General features: G+C 51.3%; 24 protein-coding genes. 18 read left to right on the top strand and 6 right to left on the bottom strand.

The annotated features are described in order from the left end of the window. Positions 1 to 1,043: 1,043 nt before the first annotated feature. Positions 1,044 to 1,964, bottom strand: a complete 921-nt coding sequence (locus BL107_RS09660; protein WP_156776462.1) for a hypothetical protein — start codon at positions 1,962 to 1,964, stop codon at positions 1,044 to 1,046. A gap of 430 nt (positions 1,965 to 2,394) precedes the next feature. Between BL107_RS09660 and BL107_RS09665 the strand changes: the two genes are divergently transcribed. The 12 genes from BL107_RS09665 to BL107_RS09715 all read left to right on the top strand — a co-directional run bounded on the left by BL107_RS09665 (position 2,395) and on the right by BL107_RS09715 (position 7,931). Then, entirely contained in the window at positions 2,395 to 2,931 is a 537-nt protein-coding gene (locus tag BL107_RS09665) for a DUF3038 domain-containing protein (protein WP_009790159.1), read from the top strand. A 21-nt stretch (positions 2,932 to 2,952) separates the two neighbouring features. Beyond that, complete coding sequence (locus BL107_RS09670) at positions 2,953 to 3,576, top strand: DUF4335 domain-containing protein (protein WP_009790160.1); 624 nt, start codon at positions 2,953 to 2,955, stop codon at positions 3,574 to 3,576. A gap of 54 nt (positions 3,577 to 3,630) precedes the next feature. Then, positions 3,631 to 3,876, top strand: a complete 246-nt coding sequence (locus BL107_RS09675) for a hypothetical protein (protein WP_009790161.1) — start codon at positions 3,631 to 3,633, stop codon at positions 3,874 to 3,876. Continuing rightward, on the top strand, positions 3,873 to 4,241 hold the full coding sequence (locus BL107_RS09680) for a hypothetical protein (protein WP_037988450.1): 369 nt from the start codon (positions 3,873 to 3,875) through the stop codon (positions 4,239 to 4,241). The genes BL107_RS09675 and BL107_RS09680 overlap by 4 nt, the downstream gene beginning before the upstream one ends. 80 nt (positions 4,242 to 4,321) lie before the next feature. Then, a complete protein-coding gene (locus tag BL107_RS09685; protein ID WP_037988452.1) occupies positions 4,322 to 4,528 on the top strand; it encodes an ATP-binding protein in 207 nt (68 codons plus the stop codon). Next, on the top strand, positions 4,518 to 5,483 hold the full coding sequence (gene ppk2, locus BL107_RS09690) for a polyphosphate kinase 2 (RefSeq protein WP_009790163.1): 966 nt from the start codon (positions 4,518 to 4,520) through the stop codon (positions 5,481 to 5,483). The genes BL107_RS09685 and ppk2 overlap by 11 nt, the downstream gene beginning before the upstream one ends. A 45-nt stretch (positions 5,484 to 5,528) precedes the next feature. Then, positions 5,529 to 5,780, top strand: coding sequence for a hypothetical protein (locus BL107_RS09695; protein WP_232192960.1), 252 nt, complete (start codon positions 5,529 to 5,531; stop codon positions 5,778 to 5,780). A gap of 210 nt (positions 5,781 to 5,990) precedes the next feature. Continuing rightward, positions 5,991 to 6,137, top strand: a complete 147-nt coding sequence (locus BL107_RS13140; RefSeq protein ID WP_232192969.1) for a hypothetical protein — start codon at positions 5,991 to 5,993, stop codon at positions 6,135 to 6,137. A gap of 71 nt (positions 6,138 to 6,208) precedes the next feature. Next, complete coding sequence (locus BL107_RS09705) at positions 6,209 to 6,577, top strand: hypothetical protein (protein WP_009790166.1); 369 nt, start codon at positions 6,209 to 6,211, stop codon at positions 6,575 to 6,577. Positions 6,578 to 6,739: 162 nt separating this feature from the next. Further along, positions 6,740 to 7,009, top strand: a complete 270-nt coding sequence (locus BL107_RS09710) for a DUF3104 domain-containing protein (RefSeq protein ID WP_198002338.1) — start codon at positions 6,740 to 6,742, stop codon at positions 7,007 to 7,009. 301 nt (positions 7,010 to 7,310) lie between these two features. After that, positions 7,311 to 7,595: a hypothetical protein gene (locus BL107_RS12705; RefSeq protein ID WP_156779444.1), complete on the top strand. Its 285-nt coding sequence runs from the start codon at positions 7,311 to 7,313 to the stop codon at positions 7,593 to 7,595. Between the two features lie 126 nt (positions 7,596 to 7,721). After that, positions 7,722 to 7,931 (top strand): hypothetical protein, encoded by a 210-nt coding sequence (locus BL107_RS09715; RefSeq protein WP_037988988.1) that lies wholly within the window; start codon positions 7,722 to 7,724, stop codon positions 7,929 to 7,931. Positions 7,932 to 8,465: 534 nt separating this feature from the next. On the opposite strand, the gene BL107_RS12710 is transcribed toward BL107_RS09715, so the two are convergent. The 3 genes from BL107_RS12710 to BL107_RS09730 all read right to left on the bottom strand — a co-directional run bounded on the left by BL107_RS12710 (position 8,466) and on the right by BL107_RS09730 (position 9,501). Continuing rightward, positions 8,466 to 8,651 carry a hypothetical protein gene (locus tag BL107_RS12710; protein ID WP_156779445.1) on the bottom strand — a complete coding sequence of 62 codons (186 nt, stop codon included), beginning with the start codon at positions 8,649 to 8,651 and terminating at the stop codon, positions 8,466 to 8,468. Positions 8,652 to 8,715: 64 nt separating this feature from the next. Continuing rightward, the gene (locus tag BL107_RS09725) at positions 8,716 to 8,937 is read right to left on the bottom strand and encodes a hypothetical protein (protein WP_009790170.1); all 222 of its coding nucleotides are present in this window, start codon (positions 8,935 to 8,937) and stop codon (positions 8,716 to 8,718) included. Between the two features lie 90 nt (positions 8,938 to 9,027). Next, the gene (locus BL107_RS09730) at positions 9,028 to 9,501 is read right to left on the bottom strand and encodes a thermonuclease family protein (RefSeq protein WP_050749877.1); all 474 of its coding nucleotides are present in this window, start codon (positions 9,499 to 9,501) and stop codon (positions 9,028 to 9,030) included. A gap of 342 nt (positions 9,502 to 9,843) precedes the next feature. Here BL107_RS09730 and BL107_RS09735 point away from each other — a divergent pair, with 342 nt between their 5' ends. Together BL107_RS09735 and BL107_RS09740 are read left to right on the top strand one after the other, a co-directional pair. Beyond that, on the top strand, positions 9,844 to 10,470 hold the full coding sequence (locus BL107_RS09735) for a DUF938 domain-containing protein (protein WP_009790172.1): 627 nt from the start codon (positions 9,844 to 9,846) through the stop codon (positions 10,468 to 10,470). A gap of 53 nt (positions 10,471 to 10,523) precedes the next feature. Continuing rightward, complete coding sequence (locus BL107_RS09740) at positions 10,524 to 11,549, top strand: mechanosensitive ion channel family protein (protein WP_037988455.1); 1,026 nt, start codon at positions 10,524 to 10,526, stop codon at positions 11,547 to 11,549. Here BL107_RS09740 and BL107_RS12365 read toward each other — a convergent pair. Further along, positions 11,504 to 11,845, bottom strand: coding sequence for a hypothetical protein (locus BL107_RS12365; protein ID WP_232192971.1), 342 nt, complete (start codon positions 11,843 to 11,845; stop codon positions 11,504 to 11,506). The two genes, BL107_RS09740 and BL107_RS12365, sit on opposite strands and share 46 nt — an antisense overlap. Positions 11,846 to 11,923: 78 nt before the next feature. On the opposite strand from BL107_RS12365, the gene purS reads away from it, so the two are divergent. The 4 genes from purS to BL107_RS09760 all read left to right on the top strand — a co-directional run bounded on the left by purS (position 11,924) and on the right by BL107_RS09760 (position 15,604). After that, positions 11,924 to 12,214 carry a phosphoribosylformylglycinamidine synthase subunit PurS gene (purS, locus tag BL107_RS09745; protein ID WP_006173539.1) on the top strand — a complete coding sequence of 97 codons (291 nt, stop codon included), beginning with the start codon at positions 11,924 to 11,926 and terminating at the stop codon, positions 12,212 to 12,214. Then, on the top strand, positions 12,211 to 12,864 hold the full coding sequence (purQ, locus tag BL107_RS09750; protein ID WP_009790175.1) for a phosphoribosylformylglycinamidine synthase subunit PurQ: 654 nt from the start codon (positions 12,211 to 12,213) through the stop codon (positions 12,862 to 12,864). The genes purS and purQ overlap by 4 nt, the downstream gene beginning before the upstream one ends. Beyond that, positions 12,864 to 13,829, top strand: coding sequence for an LD-carboxypeptidase (locus BL107_RS09755; protein WP_009790176.1), 966 nt, complete (start codon positions 12,864 to 12,866; stop codon positions 13,827 to 13,829). The genes purQ and BL107_RS09755 overlap by 1 nt, the downstream gene beginning before the upstream one ends. 71 nt (positions 13,830 to 13,900) lie before the next feature. After that, positions 13,901 to 15,604 (top strand): gamma-glutamyltransferase family protein, encoded by a 1,704-nt coding sequence (locus BL107_RS09760; RefSeq protein WP_009790177.1) that lies wholly within the window; start codon positions 13,901 to 13,903, stop codon positions 15,602 to 15,604. A 167-nt stretch (positions 15,605 to 15,771) separates the two neighbouring features. Here BL107_RS09760 and fba read toward each other — a convergent pair whose 3' ends face one another. Further along, positions 15,772 to 16,845 carry a class II fructose-bisphosphate aldolase gene (fba, locus tag BL107_RS09765; protein WP_009790178.1) on the bottom strand — a complete coding sequence of 358 codons (1,074 nt, stop codon included), beginning with the start codon at positions 16,843 to 16,845 and terminating at the stop codon, positions 15,772 to 15,774. Between the last annotated feature and the right edge of the window lie 101 nt (positions 16,846 to 16,946).

The following is a 16,946-nucleotide window of genomic DNA, read 5'->3' on the forward strand; positions in this document are numbered from 1 at the left end:
CTTAACTTTCTTTAATAAATAACCCTGCAATTTATCCTGGAAGGTACACTGGAGTCTAAAATTAACAATTAGATCAAGCATCTAATCAATACGAGCACAAGCTGACTGTTTACTACCGATGAAACACCACAACCCACATGCCAAGTTGCGTAAACTTGAACGACAGGCTGTGACCTGTTTAACCAGAAAGAAAGCGCAGAAGATATTGAGGAAGGTTGAGAAGATTGAGCACAAGCTGCACCTATCTAACACTTGACAAGCCTTTCAGTAACTAGATTTTTCAATAAGCAGTTGTCAAGCGCACTTAACTATTAATCGTCTTCAAAAACTAGCCCTAACGCAAAAGCGAGCTATCGGATGACCCACGCACTAAGACATAAGCCGAAGTAATCCATAAGGGCCAGCCGCCCTCCAACCTCGACCGACATTGACACCTATAGGGGAATATCTGAGGTCTTCTATCAGGCGCTCAAAAACATATCCCCAATACGAGTGAACGTCCTCAAAGCAGCCAGCCAGCGGCTTCTGTACTCCAGTCATCATCAACAGACACAAGGCTGTACCCGTCTTGAACAAAGTATCCTGCCTTTGTGCCATATGGGACACCATAAGACATTATTTACTACGCAAAGCTTGTGATCACGATATTTAATTTGTAAGCCCTAAGGCTTACGATGCTTTTCTTGATTGTATCTACTGTTTTATTATTTATTGCCTTATTTTTTTCATTACTTGATCAATGGTTCCAGCGAGAGTAGATGTCATTTACGCCACTAAGATATCTTACTATATAAAAAACATAAGCTGATGCAGTCCGCACCATTTGGTCCTCTCATCATCTTTCATTGGTATAATTACTTTTTGGATTTAGACAATGGAAGACAAACCTCTTTCACCACGATGGTTTGTCCAGGGGATGGCATTTATAGCCATTGTTGGTTTTACGATCCCAATGATTGCTGGTGTAGCTGGCTATTTAAAGCAAGAGCTGAGTCAGCCATCACACAATGAGAAGCAGGGATAATTAGAGGCGATAAAGAAGTTCAGCCAAGCAAGTTCTCTATGAATGTCCAGACTTTTTGTGCTTCTCTAAGCAAGACTTCATCAGCAAATAGACCATAAGACTGAGCTACTCGCGACCCTTCTTTCTTGGCATGACCTGTGATTGCTTCAATAACAGAGTCATTGCAATCAGCACGTCTAGAGATTGAGTAAAAGGTGTGCCTAGCACTGTGGACTGTTGCCGTTGGATCAGGGATGTCTTTACTCAACTCCCTTGCAAGCATTGTTGTTTTTGAAGAGACCATGATCTTGTGAGGTGTTAGCTCAAAGTCTTTTGGGACAGGAAGTCTTCGATAAGAGGAAGGTGTTTTAGGTCTCCACTCACCTTTGGAAGGCTGTCTATCAATTGTCAGCATCTGACCGTGGAGATCTTGAGAAAGACGAGAGAAGTACTCACCTGACCTCAAGCCGGTCATGATCATCCAGAACACTTGTGGGTATTTCTGATGAATGAGTCTGATCTCTTCATCAGTGAAGGTTCTACGTTGTTCAGCCAAAGGAGTTTTGGCACTGTATTTAACGTCTTTAAAAGGGTTAGACGTATTGACCATGTCATTAGTGATGAGTGCTGAGAAGACAGCAGTTAAGTAGCCCTTTTTAGTTTTGATTGAGTTTGGCTTGTACTTCTCTTCCATGTCATCAATCCACTGCCTCACTATTTGTTTAGTGATTTGGTGTGGTTGTCCGTTATGAGAGAAGGCTTCAACAGCTTCTCTAACTTTTGGGATGGTTCCAGCAGAAACAGGCTGTAGGCGGTTCCTATTGGCTTCCTTGAGCCAGAGATCTAGTGCTTCATCCCAAGTGACAGGAAGAGGCTGACCTGATTTGTAGTACTGAAAGACAGCATCGTGAATTGGGTCTTCTGGATTGAAGCCACCAAGGGTGATGCGGGATAGCTCCAAGGGGGCGAGAGGATCATTACCTCCGGTTAGGTCTGACTCTCTTCCACACTCAACACGCTCTCTAAACGCATGTGGCTTGAGAAGGGCTTGAAGATCTGCCTCTAGATGTGAAAGGGCTACTCCGTACCGTTTAAGCGCTAAAGAGTGGTCTGTGGTCTGCAGAGACCTAACAAGACGTTCTTTTCTTACCGCAGCTCTGTCTTTCTGCTTGATGTGGAGGACAGCAAAGAAAGGTCCACCTGATTTGAGCTGTCTTGGACCGTGCTTTCGCCTACTCACACCCCAAAAAGATACCTATAAAGACACCTTAGAAGACTTATTTTTAGTCGTCAACAGGATTTTAGAAGGTCAATCCGATGTCGTTCGGATATGCGATTGAAGATCCAAAGCCAGGTGACGAGAGGGCATAACCCCTGGCATCATCGCAGCCATGACAGAAGTCTCTGAGCAATCTGGTGCCCGCCTCAGCCGTCGAGGCGTTGAACGACTCGACCTCCTACTCCTCACCGTTGAGGCCCTCGACCTCAACGGGGGTGAAGCGATGTTGTGGACAAGCCACCAGATGGGGCTTCAGGCCCAGTTTCCGAATCGTGTTGAACTGTGGAAGCGGCGGTGCCACAACCCCCTGCGCCGCACCACGCGCAGGGAGCAGCTCAATCCCGTGGATGCCGAATCCCTGATTTGCTTGGTGTGTGCCATGGCTGAACGGCTGTATCCCATGCTTCACCAGTTGCTCTCTAGCCGTGAACCGGCTCAACTCACCCATGAGCGCTGGACGTTGCTCAAAGAACGCCTGGGAGATCTAATCGAAGAGCGCATGAATCTTCGACGGGGTGCTGTGGTGCATCTTCTGAATCACGACAGTGATGGTCCCCTTCACCGCCAACTGATCAACACCCTCGCCCTCTGTGCTGGCCCCGGTGGGATCGACAGACTGCGCGCCACGTTGCTCGACCCCACGCCTTAACCCCACGCCCTAGGTCCCGCCATGCAAAAAAACAGCTACCGCTACGAACAATCGGCCGCTCTTCTACTCGTGGAGGGGTACCCAGATTTATCCGCCGGTCACGGCAACGAGGCCATTGGAATTTTGTCCGCTTGGCGTCTGCAGCTCATCGGCACGCCGGAACTCGAGGGCACCCGCGACCATCTCGAGTCGTTAATGACGGCCGTAATGCCATATGCGCGCCACCAGCTATCAGGTGTTGGCCGTCGCTTCGGTGCCAACAGTAGTTTTGTTTCCATTGGCCCGATGGAGTCGGGACCAGGGCATCAGCTGGAACTGCGCAGCAGTCGTGAAGGGGTCGAACCGCTACAGCTCAAATTGGATGATGCCGACCTGGCTGATCTGGTGCGCTGCCTGGATCGACTCCGCTTGGACGAACGCGTCAAGCTGACTTGGACAATCCCGGCCGATCAACCGCTGAAACGTCAGGACTTAGTGGATCGCATTCCACTGCAACGCCGACTAGCTGCACCAATTCTTGGCGGATTTGCACTCGCCGCAACGGTGGGAGTTGCTCTGCTCCAACCCTTACCCCCGATCGGAGAAGAGTCGGCAAAACCAATGGCCCCAGGACTTGAAACAGCCCAACCCGATGCCGAACGTTGACGACAGACACTCAGCCTTCAGAATCGATAGCAACAGCACATCAGTTCAAAGGGCATGGGTGACAGCTGGTCGGACCTGAGACGACGTGTTGCCCGCATCGGAGCATCGCTCGACGTGGTGGTTCGGAGCGACCCAGAGGTCTGTGGGCTTAGCGGATTGGACTATCACCTCACCCTTCATCACAGTGGTTATGGCGATTGCACGGTGGGGTGTCTCACCCTGATCAACTGTCCAAACGAACTAGTGCTGATTGAATTTGCACGCTGGATGCGTGGGGCAGGCGAAACCCTCGAATCATGAATAGGCGCGCACGCACGTCTCATCGATCACAGCGGCGGGTCTTTCGCCAAAAACGTCCTTTTCCGTTCGTGATTGTGGTCCGACAGCTTTTCGCCGGACTCCTGATGCTGGCGGCCGGCTTGGGCATTGCCTTCATGCTCCAGCAATTGCCTCAACAAGTCGACGTTGTGCTCTTGGTGAGTGAAGCCATCGCCGACTTAATCCGTGGGATTCAGCAATTGCTCGAAGCCATGCTGGGGCTCGCCGCCGTTGTCGTCATTGCCGCTTTGGTGGTGCTCGCCACCGTGCTCAGCTTTGGCGGTATCTGGCGGCTCTTACGACTACTACGCATGCTGCTGAGGCGAAATCCTCAAGGACGACCTTGAGGAGGTGCTAACGATCGCTGCCTTCCCCAAAGCTCCACAAACGTGACCGTTCGACCCCAATCCTCGTCCAAGCATCTGCAATGACGGGCGGTCCAGGAGATGACCTGGGGCTTGCCATCGTGAATCATGTTGTTGATCAGCATGGGGTCAAGGTTCAGTTCTTGACACGCCAGCTCGAACTACATCATCCCTCTAATACAAACAAAACTACTGGCCAATTCGCGCAACAATTAGCATTCCAAACCATCAACAAAAATAAAAAGCAAAGAGCACATAATGATCCCTGAGGCTGAAACAGTTTATGAACAAGCTCTGCAATCCAACCTGAAATCTATTATTAACTCAGAAACGGTCGGCCTACACATGTCCCCAAAAGACCACAAGAAGGATTTCGCGCATTCAAACCACGATAAAAGCACCGATGGAGATATCGTTCTCCACAAAAATCATGAACAATTAAAGAAAAAATTCTACGAAGAAGAGCTCAGCAAAGTGCAAGCAGAGTTAGTGAAAATGCAGTACTGGGTGAAAGCAACTGGATATCGGATTGTCATCCTCTTTGAAGGTCGTGATGCCGCAGGCAAGGGTGGTGCGATCAAACGATTAACAGAGCCAATGAATCCTCGAGGCTGCCGAGTTGTCGCGCTTGGAACGCCATCAGACCAACAAAAAACCCAGTGGTACTTTCAACGCTATGTTGAACATTTACCTTCAGCAGGGGAAATCGTCATTTTCGATCGCAGTTGGTATAACCGCTCTGGGGTGGAAAAGGTGATGGGCTTTGCAACCGAAAAACAAGTTGAGCAGTTTTATGTTGCTTGCCCTCGATTTGAAAAAATGCTTACCGAGGACGGAATTTTACTGCTCAAATATTGGTTCTCTATTAATGACGAAGAGCAAGAAAAACGTTTTCAAGAACGAATTGAGAATGAACAACGGCGATGGAAACTAAGCCCCATGGATATCGAGTCCAGAAACCGTTGGGTTGATTACTCCAAAGCAAAAGACGTCATGATGGCTCATACCCATAGTCCCGAAGCCCCATGGTTCACGATCGAGGCCGATGACAAACGTCGTGCTCGTTTGAATTGCCTCCACCATGTATTGAGCAAAGTGCCCTATGAAGACATGACTCCACCTCCAATCAAGCTGCCCAAGCGCCCAAACCAGGGGAGTTATCAGCGACCACCGATTAATGAACAATTTTTCGTTCCAAACCACTATCCATATGGAAGTGAGTAGTGATTAGGTGTGGAAATAATAATTCGGTGACCGTCTGCATCAGTGGTGAATCCAAAGCAGGGAATGGAGCCTGCGACACCAAATTTCGATGTCCTATACGCCATAATTACAGGCATGACGAATAGCACACCCACCCTCCTGATTTGGCTTGTCCAGTACAGGAAGTATCTCGACTTGGTTCAGCAAGATTTGCTCGAGCAGGCAGAGCTGGTTAAGGCCGAAATCAACGAAGCGCTCCCCGATGCAGAATTATGCTGGGAAGACCTGGAAAGAGCTGCACAAAATCTCAAACAATGATTGGTCGATACCGATCAAAGCTATTGAGCATCTAATACTTGTTAATGGTCTTGCACTACTTCCTCATGTCAATTTCAACATACTATGAGTTTGAAATTATTCACAATTCTCTTTTTTAGCATTAGCTTCATTGGGCTCACCACACCTCCAAGTGAAAGTATCGAGGAATGCCAACTCCTCGCCAAAGTGTTATCGAATCTCGGCAGCAGCATGAGCAGACATCGTTTGATCATCGCGGAAGGCAGTGATCCAACAATCATTGATGAAGCCAGTCGTGCCCTCGCGACTGAAACCAAGCTCTACAGCAGCGCAAACCGCGAGTATCAAAAAGCTCGCTGCGACGGTTGGCGAAGATAGTCAGCCGATCGATTGATTGAAACCAGATAAGAACCCCTGCTCTGATAATGGGCTAATCAACGTGCAAAGCCATGGGAGCAAAAACGGATCTTGCTGTTGTGAGAGGGGCGCAAGTCATGGCCGTCGCCCTCGTGGTTGGTGTGGCTTATACGTTCACCATGGAGTTGATTAAGCAAAAAAAGATTGATTTGAACGGATTGGTTCAGGAGCAAGAGCTCCGTCCAACACCGAAGGTGGAGCATCCAAATGAATGGCCTCGCAAAGCAAAGAGCAGCATCGACCCCAAGGCGAAATCGGAGTTGCCATCAACGCCACAACAATCAAATCCCAAAGACATCAACACCAGCGAACTGGAACTCGAACAATCCCAGACTGAGTTGGGCTGCTCGACGCCCCCAGGCGGCGGACCAGCCGTTACTTCAGATTTCAAACCCTGCTGAATCAGCCCAACTTTGGCGACAGACCATTCGTTGAACTCACTTTTAGGCCTTTGTGCTCCTTGCTACAAAGCCAGATACAGCTAAACCAAGGGAGTCGGGAAACAAGCTTCCCTTGGCGATCCACAAGCAGAAACCCTGCACAACCAACCAATGGGGGTTGCAATGTTTGGCGCGTTAGTTGTTCCAGCCTTGAAACCAGGAGATCTTGTGCTGGTCGAGCCGAATGGCCAAAGCGGCGAAGGTCTATCAACAGATTGGTGGATTGGCTGGATTACTCAACCGGAAGGATCAGGCGAAGTCACGGTCGCGCCTGGATACAACACCTTCCAAGCCAGCGATTGTGAAACGGGTCAACTCCGATCCGTCAAAGGAAATGAAGCTACGCGACTCGTCTTATCGGGCATCAACTCAACACTAAAGCGACTCGTTTAATCGAAAGCCTGAATCGTCTCATGAGTCGCATCAAGCGAAAGAGACTCTTGGCAACTTTAAAACCCCTAGCACCACTCGATTCTCAACAGGCTAAACAGTATTTTCTTTAGCACTCTCCACAGGCCAGTGGAAAACCAGGGCCCTGCCGCCAGTCGGTCTTTGTCGAAAAGCCTTGCAGGAACAGGCCCCTCCTACTAGGCTGTGGATATCCCCATCACTCGGCCAGCAGTATTGCTGGCTTTTTTTTTGCAAGGTCTCAATCCCAGCACTTAAGCGATCTCCAGCTTCAGATGGTCGCCCCATGGACGATGAACGAAAAAAAGGGGCAAAGAATGAAGCACGAGTTGACGATCTGCCTAAAAAATCCGTGCGATCTCCAATTGGATGGTCACGCGATCGTGGATGCGAAACAACAGTCTTGAGCCACCCATCGACTCAATCCTTCTTCGTCTTCGAACGCTCAAACCAAGCAGCAAATGCAAATGAAAGGCTGATCGCTATCGATGCGCCAATACAGACAATTCCAAGTTCAATCGACATTGATCAATACTCCATCAACAACAAGTGTGGTGCTCAAAATGACTGAACTTCTCCAGCCAAAAACGACGACCAAACTCTTAAAACTGCAGATGTTGAGCTCAAAGGCCAATCGCGCTTAAGGTACGGCATCTTTGTTTGGTTATCACTGTTGCTCGGGTCATGGCAGGTGCTGATGCGATGCGTGGCAAGCGCCCTTTTTTTGGTGGCCCATGGATTGCTAGTGCTCGAGCACATTGCGATTGGAACAGCCCTGCATGGAGTAGCCGAACTGTTTCTCGCTCCGTGGGCCATTCGGCATCGGGCATGGGACATCATCATCATTGGCTTAATTTTTTGCGTTTTTGACCTCTGGGGAACTGTCCGACTCGTTGGGGTGGCTTAAGTCTTAAGACATGGGCTCAACCCTGAATCTGCGGGAGCCAAAATCCAAGCAGCTGCCAGGACGACCAAAGAAAAATTGCTAAGAAAACCCAGTTCAGCCAGGGTGGACGTTGATCATTTTCAAACATGTGCGTCAGCATCTACGTCACTATATCGGCCTTAAGCATGGTTCAACATTGGAATAATCAGGAGTATTACCATCCCACCACTTCCAGCCGGAAACCATAAAAGACGCGTGCTATTCGCAGCAGGAAATTCCTCACGAAATACTGTCATTAGTAGGCCACCTCCGAGAAATGCTGTTGCGAAAGCCAGCATCAAATCTGAAAGTGGAAGCAATAAAAATTTATTTAATAGCCCTAAGACTAATGAAGCACTACCGATCCAACGATTACGCTGAAGAAATCACTTTGGATGATGAATCACCGAGAAACGATCAGAAAGCAAGCTATGGCTTACAACCGCTACCGTAAATAAAATCCCATAAGCACCTCCTGTACCAATCAAGGAAGGAAGAGAATGGGCATCAAGATAATTAATTACGACAAAACAACTCAAATGGAGCCACGTCGAGATCAGGAAGAAGATGGACAAACACATAGGCCAACCCTGCACCACCACCAAGAGATGCCCAACATTGCTGTTGTGAATCAGATTGGAGCGCCAATAAAAACCCATACCAGTGGGGTGAAGCGATGATCACACACACAAATAGAGGCAACAAACCAGATCAATATGCTTAAAACTGCTTAACCCACAATGCTCTTAAACAACCCAGTTATCCCTTAACGGGTTGCAGAACTCCAATTCGCTGACCGAAATGACACTTTTGCCCCCGCTGAGCGCTTGAGATCATGCATCCCCTCGAGCTGATTATGAACCGCCAACACCTGCCTACGGATATGGTCGGTATGGGGAAGATCTGACAGCAACCGCAAAACATCCTCGAGGGATCGCTTGGCGTCGATCACCACACGACAATCAAGACTTCCAGCTTCGTCAAGCATCGATACTTTTCATTGATATCCTATTTAGCCAAAAATGCTTCTGTTCGATTGTCTTGATCAATACCAAAGACCTAAATACCCATCAAAAAGTTAGGGTTCTCCTCCACCGGCGCTCTCCATAACATCCCAAGGCCGCTCTAATGGCGGGGATGCTGACCAGAGACCTAGCCCCGCATCCTTGGCTGCTTGCTCAAGTTCTATGTAATTCAGATCATCACAACGACCGACAAAGCCATCCCAGGCCATCATGCTTCCCTGCCGTACAAGTTGAGCACCAAGATCCTTTCCATTAACAAACAAGCGACCCACCAAGCGCCCATACACATCCCTTGATCGAAGCTCAAAAGATGCCTGATCACCTCGTTTGACATGACTCTCCAAAACTGATTGGGCAAACTCCGCCCAGGGTTCCTGATGAAAACGAGGAGCCTGCAGACAGGCCAAGCGAACGGCACGTCCATGCTGCTCCACTTCGACCAAAAGCTGCTGACCATTTGTGATCGATAGGATTTCCACCGATTGCTCTTGACTATGGCCTCCACGAGGGAAAAGGATTGTGGCCATCAAGGCAAGCAAGATATATTTTATCACGGCATTTTATTGGAGAAAGGTATATTATTGCAGATCACAGCCTGAGTCAACATAAGACAACTAGCAATATCTAGATAAATTATTTCTATCAGCATGTGCAAACCAAGACCTTACAACTTGCGACAACAAACACAATCAAGCCAGCATACTTGGGAATAAGAAAGCTAATTTACAAATCAAATATGGTTTCAAATCAGACATTCATCAATTCAAGGATGCCGACGATAAATTTTAGACCTATTGCAATATCACCAACCCATCCGAGCTAAAAACCTGAGAGAGACTCAATCACGCGATTTACTGCGGACATCCCGAATGGCAGAGCCAGATCAACGGTTGCATTTCCCAGCCACAGAGAGAAATCGCGAACCCATTGCAGAAGTGCTTCAACAGTGGCTCCCGACTAGGGGAACAATTTTGGAAATCGCCAGCGGCAGCGGTGAACATGCCGTGGCATTTCAACGGATATTTCCCCATCTGAGATGGCAAGCAAGTGATCCGGAACCTCAGCACCGCAGCAGCATCAATGCATGGATTCGTCATGCGGAGCAATCGAGCACGATGGCTGAGGCACTCGACATCGATGTTGCACAACAGCCATGGCCACTACCCAAGGATGTTGAGCGATCTGTATCCGCCATCGTTTGTATCAACTTGCTTCATATCAGCAGCAAAGATTGCACCGAGGCCCTTCTCCAGCAAGCCGCAGAACGACTCCCTGCCAAAGCTCCTCTGATGATCTATGGACCGTTCAAACAAGACGGAGTCCATACAAGTCTGAGTAATGCAAGCTTCGATGCGAACCTGCGAGAACGCAATCTCGAATGGGGCGTGCGTGACATCAAATGGATCAAATCATTGATCAAAACACTCCCTTTGACGCTGATGGAATGCAAATCCATGCCAGCTAACAATAAGATGCTCATCTTGATTCATGAATAATCTTGCCAGCAACAAAATTATCAGCATAATTAAAAAAGCTAAATCTGACGCACGTGCCTGACGCCCTTATTGATATTGCCGGAGGAATTGCATTAACGTTCTTAATATCATTTGTATTTAAAAAAATTCTTCCACGATTGGCCAATAAAACAAAATCAAATTTTGATGATTTCATTATACGTGAGATCACCAATTTAATCTTCCCTCTTGGAAGTATTGCCGTTCTTTTTCTCGCCGAAAGAAAGCTTCAGCTTCCAGGCGGGCTGAACAGGCCCTACGAACTGATTCTGACGATCGCCGCTGCTGTTGTTTTTGTTCGTCTGATCAACCGGCTCGGGATTCGCCTGCTGCAAGGCCTTGCACGACGCAGTGGAAGAGAAGACATTGAACAACTCGTTAGAACTCTTTTCCCTCTCTTAAAATCCCTCACTTGGATTGTCGTCAGCCTCATCGTTCTTCAAAGCCAAGGAGTCAAGCTAACGGTTGTATGGGGACTTCTCAGTGCTGGTGGGATTGGATTAGGCCTTGCCTTAAAGGAACCAGCTCAAGAATTATTCGCCTATCTTATGATCCTCATCGATAAACCTTTTACGATCGGGCAATTCATTGCCGTCGACTCTGTATCGGCAACCGTAGAAAAAATTGGAGTTCGCTCCACTCATCTCCGCAGTTTAAGAGGTGAAATTGTTGTCATCAACAATTCAACACTTACCAGCTCCAATATCGAGAACTTCGCCACGATGCAACAACGTCGAATGATTTATTCGATCGGCGTTACTTATCAAACAACAGCGGATCAGATTCAATCGATACCCACCACCATTCAGAGCATTATTGAAAACACAAATCATACAATTTTCAACCGCTGTCACTTCACCACTTTTGGTGATTACAGCTTAAATTTTGAAATTGTTTATTACATTGATAATCGTGACTACACCCTTGCGATGGACATTCAACAATCGATCAACTTGAGCATCATGCGCAAGTTTGAAGAACAAGGGATTGAATTTGCGTTCCCAAGTCAGACGCTTTATCTCGAGGGCAATGGGATTTCCGCGGGTGCAGCGCCCTCTTGAGGACGCTGCTTCTGATCGCTAGATCGACGTCCAAACCACACACTGCCGATCACCAACAACACCGCAACACCCACAGCGGCAGTCGGCAACAAACGTCTGGAGGTGGATCGCCCTAAGCGGCCATCGGAATGCTGGTCATCACCCGAAGCGAGGTCATTGGCTCTTGATTCTTGAAATTGAAGTTGACGGCATCGGCTGCACAGAGTGCTGTTGATGCCACTGCTTTTCAACTTGAAGCCAAAACGTCCAGGGATCTCAACGGGAGTCCCACAGCTTCTGCAGGTGAGGGTGAACACGGTCTTGGCCAGGAACGCCGAAACCGGTTTACCACCCTCCGAAGATCTAGGGGTGACACAACACAACCAAAAGGTTGGGTGTCTGGCAGGATTCCACTAGCCCTGCTGGTGATCGTGCCGCGTTATCAAGCCCGCGTTCTGGTCCACCTGCGCCCCTCTGTGCTGGATCCTGCTGGAGAAGCGGCAAAAGGTGCCGCAATCCGTCTGGGCGTGGATGGGATTAGCAAACTGCGCATCGGGAAAGCTGTTGAGTTGGACATTGACGCCCCGAATGAAGAAGAGGCCCGTCGACGGCTTGAACTTCTGAGCGATCGACTTCTCGCCAACCCAGTCATCGAGGACTGGTCCCTGGAGCTCCAGGATTCATGACGATCGGGGTTGTTGTTTTTCCTGGTTCCAACTGCGACCGGGATGTGCAATGGGCAACCGAGGGATGCCTCAACCTGCCCACACGTCGGTTGTGGCACGAAGAAACCGATCTCAGCGGGTTGGATGCTGTTGTGCTTCCAGGAGGCTTTAGTTACGGCGATTACTTGCGTTGTGGAGCTATCGCCCGATTTGCACCGGTGCTCCAGTCCTTGATGGACTTCGCGTCGAAAGGCGGGCGAGTTCTAGGCATCTGCAACGGCTTCCAAGTGCTAACGGAATTGGGATTGCTCCCTGGAGCCCTCACCCGCAATCAAAACTTGCACTTCATTTGTGAGGACGCACCACTCCATGTTTCAAGCAGCCGCACTGGCTGGCTGAAGGCCTATGGCAACGCTGCTTCGCTCGTGCTGCCCATTGCCCATGGAGAAGGTCGTTACCAGTGCAGCAACGACACCTTGAAACAACTTCAAGATGAGGACTGCATTGCGCTTCGATACGGCGCAAACCCCAATGGTTCAGTGGACGACATTGCTGGAATCACCAATGCGTCGGGCAATGTTCTTGGGCTAATGCCTCATCCTGAGCGCGCCTGTGATCCAGCCACCGGTGGCACCGACGGTCGCAGCATGCTGAACGCGCTGCTGAACTGATGATCCAGCGCCGTTCGCTGCTGATCTCAGGAGCGACTGCTGCGCTTGGCGCTCTGCTGGAAGGACACGCCAACATCCCAGCCAAAGCATCGACACCTCGCCTGCCACCACTCCGCCAGGGATCCCGCTTACGCGCCGTCAATCCGGGCACATGGATCGAGCCAGAGACAACATTTGATGCCCTGATCGACCGTTGCGCCGCCCAGGGTTGGACCCTGGAGATTCCGCCTTCAGTGACGGAGCAATGGCGATATTTTTCCGGCCGAGACCATGAACGAGCTGGCGAGCTGGCGAGGGCTTGGGCAGATCCCAGCATTGATGCCGTGATCTCCCTCGGGGGCGGGTGGGGCAGTGCTCGCGTCTTGGAGGCTGGCTTTCAATTCCCCCGCCGGCCCAAATGGAGTCTGGGCTTTTCAGACAGCTGTTCCCTGTTGCTCGCCCAATGGGCCGCAGGGCTGCCTGGGGCCATTCATGGCTCCACAAACGGACCCGAAGATCAATGGCAACGAACCGTTGATCTTCTGAAAGGACGACCCGTCGCGCCCTTGGATGGACACGGGATTGTTCAAGGGATCGCTGAAGGCCCCCTGGTGGTGACCAACCTCACGGTGGGAACCCATTCCATCGGCACGCCATGGATGCCCCATCTCGACGGAACGATTTTGGTTCTAGAAGACGCTGGAGAAGCCCCTTACCGGGTGGATCGGATGTTGACCCAATGGAGAAGCGCCGGGCTTTTAGACAAGGTGGCGGGGGTTGCTTGTGGTCGGTTCAGCTGGCTGGAAGACGACATCCTGCTGGGGGATTTCAGCATGGAGGAGGTTCTCGAAAACCGCCTTGGGGGCCTTGGCATTCCCTTGGTGGTGAACTTACCCATCGGCCATGGCTATCCCAATCAGGCCCTGCCTTTGGGGCAACAGGCACGTCTGGATGGTCGAAGCGGGAGGCTTGCGCTTCTCCCTTGATTCGCGCCCATTTCCTACTGCTGATGTTTTGCGCTGGGCTAACGGGCCCTGACTTCGTTAGCGCTGAAGACATGGGCGCTGTCCCCGTCAGTCGAGATGACCCCGAGACGGCTGAAAGTAGTCGGCGAGCAATCTCCTCAGCCGCAGGTTTAGCCGTGGTGGTCACAGCCCATCCACTCGCCACGGTTGCGGCTCGCACGATGTTGATGAAAGGAGGCAGTGCGGTGGATGCCCTCGTGGCAGCACAAACCGTGCTGTCCGTGGTGGAACCGCAAAGCTCTGGGCTTGGAGGCGGCGGATTTTTGCTGCATTGGAATGCTCAGCATCGGCATTTGGACGTACTCGATGGTCGAGAGCAGGCACCAAGCTCGAGCCAACCGGGGGATCTGCTGCAACCCGATGGAGATCCGCTCCCCTGGCGTTTGGCCTCCAGCCAACTCCGCGCCATTGGCATCCCTGGCACCGTTGCTCTGCTTTGGGATGCCCATCAGCGCTGGGGTCACCTCCCATGGAAAAACACCTTTCAGCCAGCGATCAACTTGGCCCAAAAGGGGTTTCGAACCACCCCACGGCTGTTGCGCTCAATCAACCTGGCCCAACGAATCGGCACACGCCATAGCGCCGGATTTAATCGGCTCTATCGACCGGATGGTGAACATCCAAGCCTGAATCAGGTGTTTCGAAATCCCGCACTCGGGGACACACTTGAGCAGATTGCACGGGATGGTGGGACCACGTTTTACGACGGTGCGCTGGCGGCTCAAATCCTGAAGGTCATGGCTGATCTTGGCTTGAAGGAACGGGCATTTCAGGGATGGTCGGCAGCCGATCTCAAGAACTACACCGTCATTCGACGGCGTCCGGTGTGCCACCCAATTCAGCGCTGGAAACTCTGCACGGTGCCACCACCAAGTGGTGGTGGTCTCGCAATTCTCCAAACACTGGCGTTGCTGGAGGCCACTGGACCCATGTCTACCCCGAAACAACCGCAAGCCTGGCAACGGTTTGCTAAGGCCCTCCAGTGGGCCGATGCCGATCGCTTCTATTGGGTCAACGACCCGAGTGATTGGCCTGTTCCCATGAAGGGATTGCTAACCCCGCGATACCTCCGGGGGCGAGCCAAGGCGATGCTGGATCAACCCGCATCCATTCCAGGCCCAGGGTTACCACCGGGGCGGAGCCAGTATCCCTTTGCGAAGACAGCTGCTGGCGTTGAACAAGGGACAACGCATCTTTCCATCGTCGATCGGCACGGAAACCTGGCTGTTTATACGGGATCGGTGGAAACGGTATTTGGCAGTCGCCATGTGATCGCCGGCATGGTGATGAACAACCAGCTCACAGACTTCGCCTTTCGTCCTGCCATCCAGGGGCGACCGGTGGCCAACCGTCGCCGCCCTGGCAAACGCCCGATGTCATCCATGGCACCGCTCATCGTGTTCGAAAACGATCAACCGGTCCTCGCTGTGGGATCTCCAGGTGGACGAACGATTCCCCACTTCACCAGTCGCGTGCTCATGGCATCAATGTTTTGGGAACTCACACCAGAACAGTCCGTTGCTATGCCCCATCTCTCAATCAGAGGCAACAGGCTGGTGGCTGAACGCGATTCACCCATGCCCTGGCCGTTTGCTTTGACGGCGCTCAGCGACGGTGATCAGCAGCCCAAAGCCCAACCGCTGAACAGCGGCATTGCCCTACTTCAAAAGGTTGGCGATCACTGGCATGGGGTCGCTGACCCACGGCGAGAGGGCACCGCGATGGCACTTCCTTAAAACGGAAACGATCGGATTAAAAACTGAGGGAATATCCAAGACCACGTCGCGACGGAGAACATTTCGATCAGCCAAAGCTGCACCAGGTTGGGAGAACAACCCGAGCCAAAAAAGAGGCACAAAAAAGGGGCCCAGAGGGCCCCAAGGGATTCATCGCTGAGCGCTGATCAGGCAGCAACAGCCGTTTTGGGGTCAAGAGCACCCTTGGCATACAAGCCGGCGTAATAGTTGATATCGCTTTGCTTGATCTTGCTGGCGTTACCGGCAGCCCAGAACTGCTGGTAGCGATCCAAACAGACCTGCTTCATGTACTTACGAGCCGGCTTGTTGAAGTGGCGGGGATCGAAGTTGGCAGGATCAGCCATGGCCGCTTCACGGACAGCAGCTGTGAAGGCGAGACGGTTGTCGGTGTCGATGTTCACCTTGCGCACACCATTGCGAATGCCTTCCTGAATCTCTTCGACGGGAACGCCGTAGGTCTCTGGTATGGCACCGCCGTACTTGTTAATCATCTCCAGCCATTCCTGGGGAACGGAAGACGAACCATGCATCACCAGGTGTGTGTTGGGGATGGCTTTATGGATTTCAGCGATGCGGCTGATAGCCAGCACTTCACCTGTGGGCTTACGGGTGAATTTGTAGGCACCGTGGCTGGTACCGATGGCGATCGCCAGGGCGTCAACCTTTGTTTTGGCAACAAAGTCGGCAGCTTCAGCTGGATCGGTGAGGAGCTGGTCTTTCGAGAGTTCACCCTCGAAGCCATGGCCATCCTCAGCTTCACCTTTGCCGGTTTCGAGGGAGCCGAGGCAACCCAGTTCACCCTCAACACTCACGCCGATGGCATGGGCAACATCCACCACATCCTTGGTGACGTTGACGTTGTAGTCGTAGCTCGCAGGGGTCTTGGCATCGGCCTCAAGGGAGCCATCCATCATCACGGAGGTGAAGCCGTTCGCCGCAGCACCGAAGCAGGTGGCAGGGCTGTTGCCGTGGTCCTGGTGCATCACCACCGGAATGTCGGGGTAAGTCTCAACAGCAGCCAGGATCAGGTGGCGAAGGAAATTTTCGCCTGCGTAGGTCCGCGCACCGCGGGACGCCTGCAGGATCACTGGGGAATCGGTCTCATGAGCCGCTTCCATGATCGACTGCACCTGCTCAAGGTTGTTCACGTTGAACGCAGGAATGCCGTAGCCGTTTTCGGCGGCGTGGTCTAGCAGTAAACGGAGCGGAACGAGCGCCATAGTGAAATCTCAGTGAAGGCCGATCAACGGACAAAGGTCCGTAGCCGCGAGACTTTACCTTTGAGTCGTGTGAAATGTCACGACACTCAGTTGCCTAAACG

The organism is Synechococcus sp. BL107 (genome assembly GCF_000153805.1).
GTDB lineage: Bacteria > Cyanobacteriota > Cyanobacteriia > PCC-6307 > Cyanobiaceae > Parasynechococcus.

Excerpts from the sequence above, each read along its gene's own strand:
- BL107_RS09715 (WP_037988988.1), top strand. The coding sequence starts at position 7,722 with ATGCGATGCGTGGCAAGCGCCCTTTTTTTGGTGGCCCATGGATTGCTA.
- BL107_RS09760 (WP_009790177.1), top strand. The coding sequence starts at position 13,901 with ATGGGCGCTGTCCCCGTCAGTCGAGATGACCCCGAGACGGCTGAAAGT.
- BL107_RS09685 (WP_037988452.1), top strand. The coding sequence starts at position 4,322 with ATGACGGGCGGTCCAGGAGATGACCTGGGGCTTGCCATCGTGAATCAT.
- BL107_RS09705 (WP_009790166.1), top strand. The coding sequence starts at position 6,209 with ATGGGAGCAAAAACGGATCTTGCTGTTGTGAGAGGGGCGCAAGTCATG.
- BL107_RS12705 (WP_156779444.1), top strand. The coding sequence starts at position 7,311 with ATGGACGATGAACGAAAAAAAGGGGCAAAGAATGAAGCACGAGTTGAC.
- BL107_RS09755 (WP_009790176.1), top strand. The coding sequence starts at position 12,864 with ATGATCCAGCGCCGTTCGCTGCTGATCTCAGGAGCGACTGCTGCGCTT.
- purQ (WP_009790175.1), top strand. The coding sequence starts at position 12,211 with ATGACGATCGGGGTTGTTGTTTTTCCTGGTTCCAACTGCGACCGGGAT.
- fba (WP_009790178.1), bottom strand. The coding sequence starts at position 16,845 with ATGGCGCTCGTTCCGCTCCGTTTACTGCTAGACCACGCCGCCGAAAAC.
- BL107_RS09710 (WP_198002338.1), top strand. The coding sequence starts at position 6,740 with ATGTTTGGCGCGTTAGTTGTTCCAGCCTTGAAACCAGGAGATCTTGTG.
- BL107_RS09680 (WP_037988450.1), top strand. The coding sequence starts at position 3,873 with ATGAATAGGCGCGCACGCACGTCTCATCGATCACAGCGGCGGGTCTTT.
- BL107_RS09735 (WP_009790172.1), top strand. The coding sequence starts at position 9,844 with ATGGCAGAGCCAGATCAACGGTTGCATTTCCCAGCCACAGAGAGAAAT.
- BL107_RS09665 (WP_009790159.1), top strand. The coding sequence starts at position 2,395 with ATGACAGAAGTCTCTGAGCAATCTGGTGCCCGCCTCAGCCGTCGAGGC.
- BL107_RS09725 (WP_009790170.1), bottom strand. The coding sequence starts at position 8,937 with ATGCTTGACGAAGCTGGAAGTCTTGATTGTCGTGTGGTGATCGACGCC.
- BL107_RS09670 (WP_009790160.1), top strand. The coding sequence starts at position 2,953 with ATGCAAAAAAACAGCTACCGCTACGAACAATCGGCCGCTCTTCTACTC.
- ppk2 (WP_009790163.1), top strand. The coding sequence starts at position 4,518 with ATGATCCCTGAGGCTGAAACAGTTTATGAACAAGCTCTGCAATCCAAC.
- BL107_RS13140 (WP_232192969.1), top strand. The coding sequence starts at position 5,991 with ATGAGCAGACATCGTTTGATCATCGCGGAAGGCAGTGATCCAACAATC.
- BL107_RS09730 (WP_050749877.1), bottom strand. The coding sequence starts at position 9,501 with ATGGCCACAATCCTTTTCCCTCGTGGAGGCCATAGTCAAGAGCAATCG.
- BL107_RS09675 (WP_009790161.1), top strand. The coding sequence starts at position 3,631 with ATGGGTGACAGCTGGTCGGACCTGAGACGACGTGTTGCCCGCATCGGA.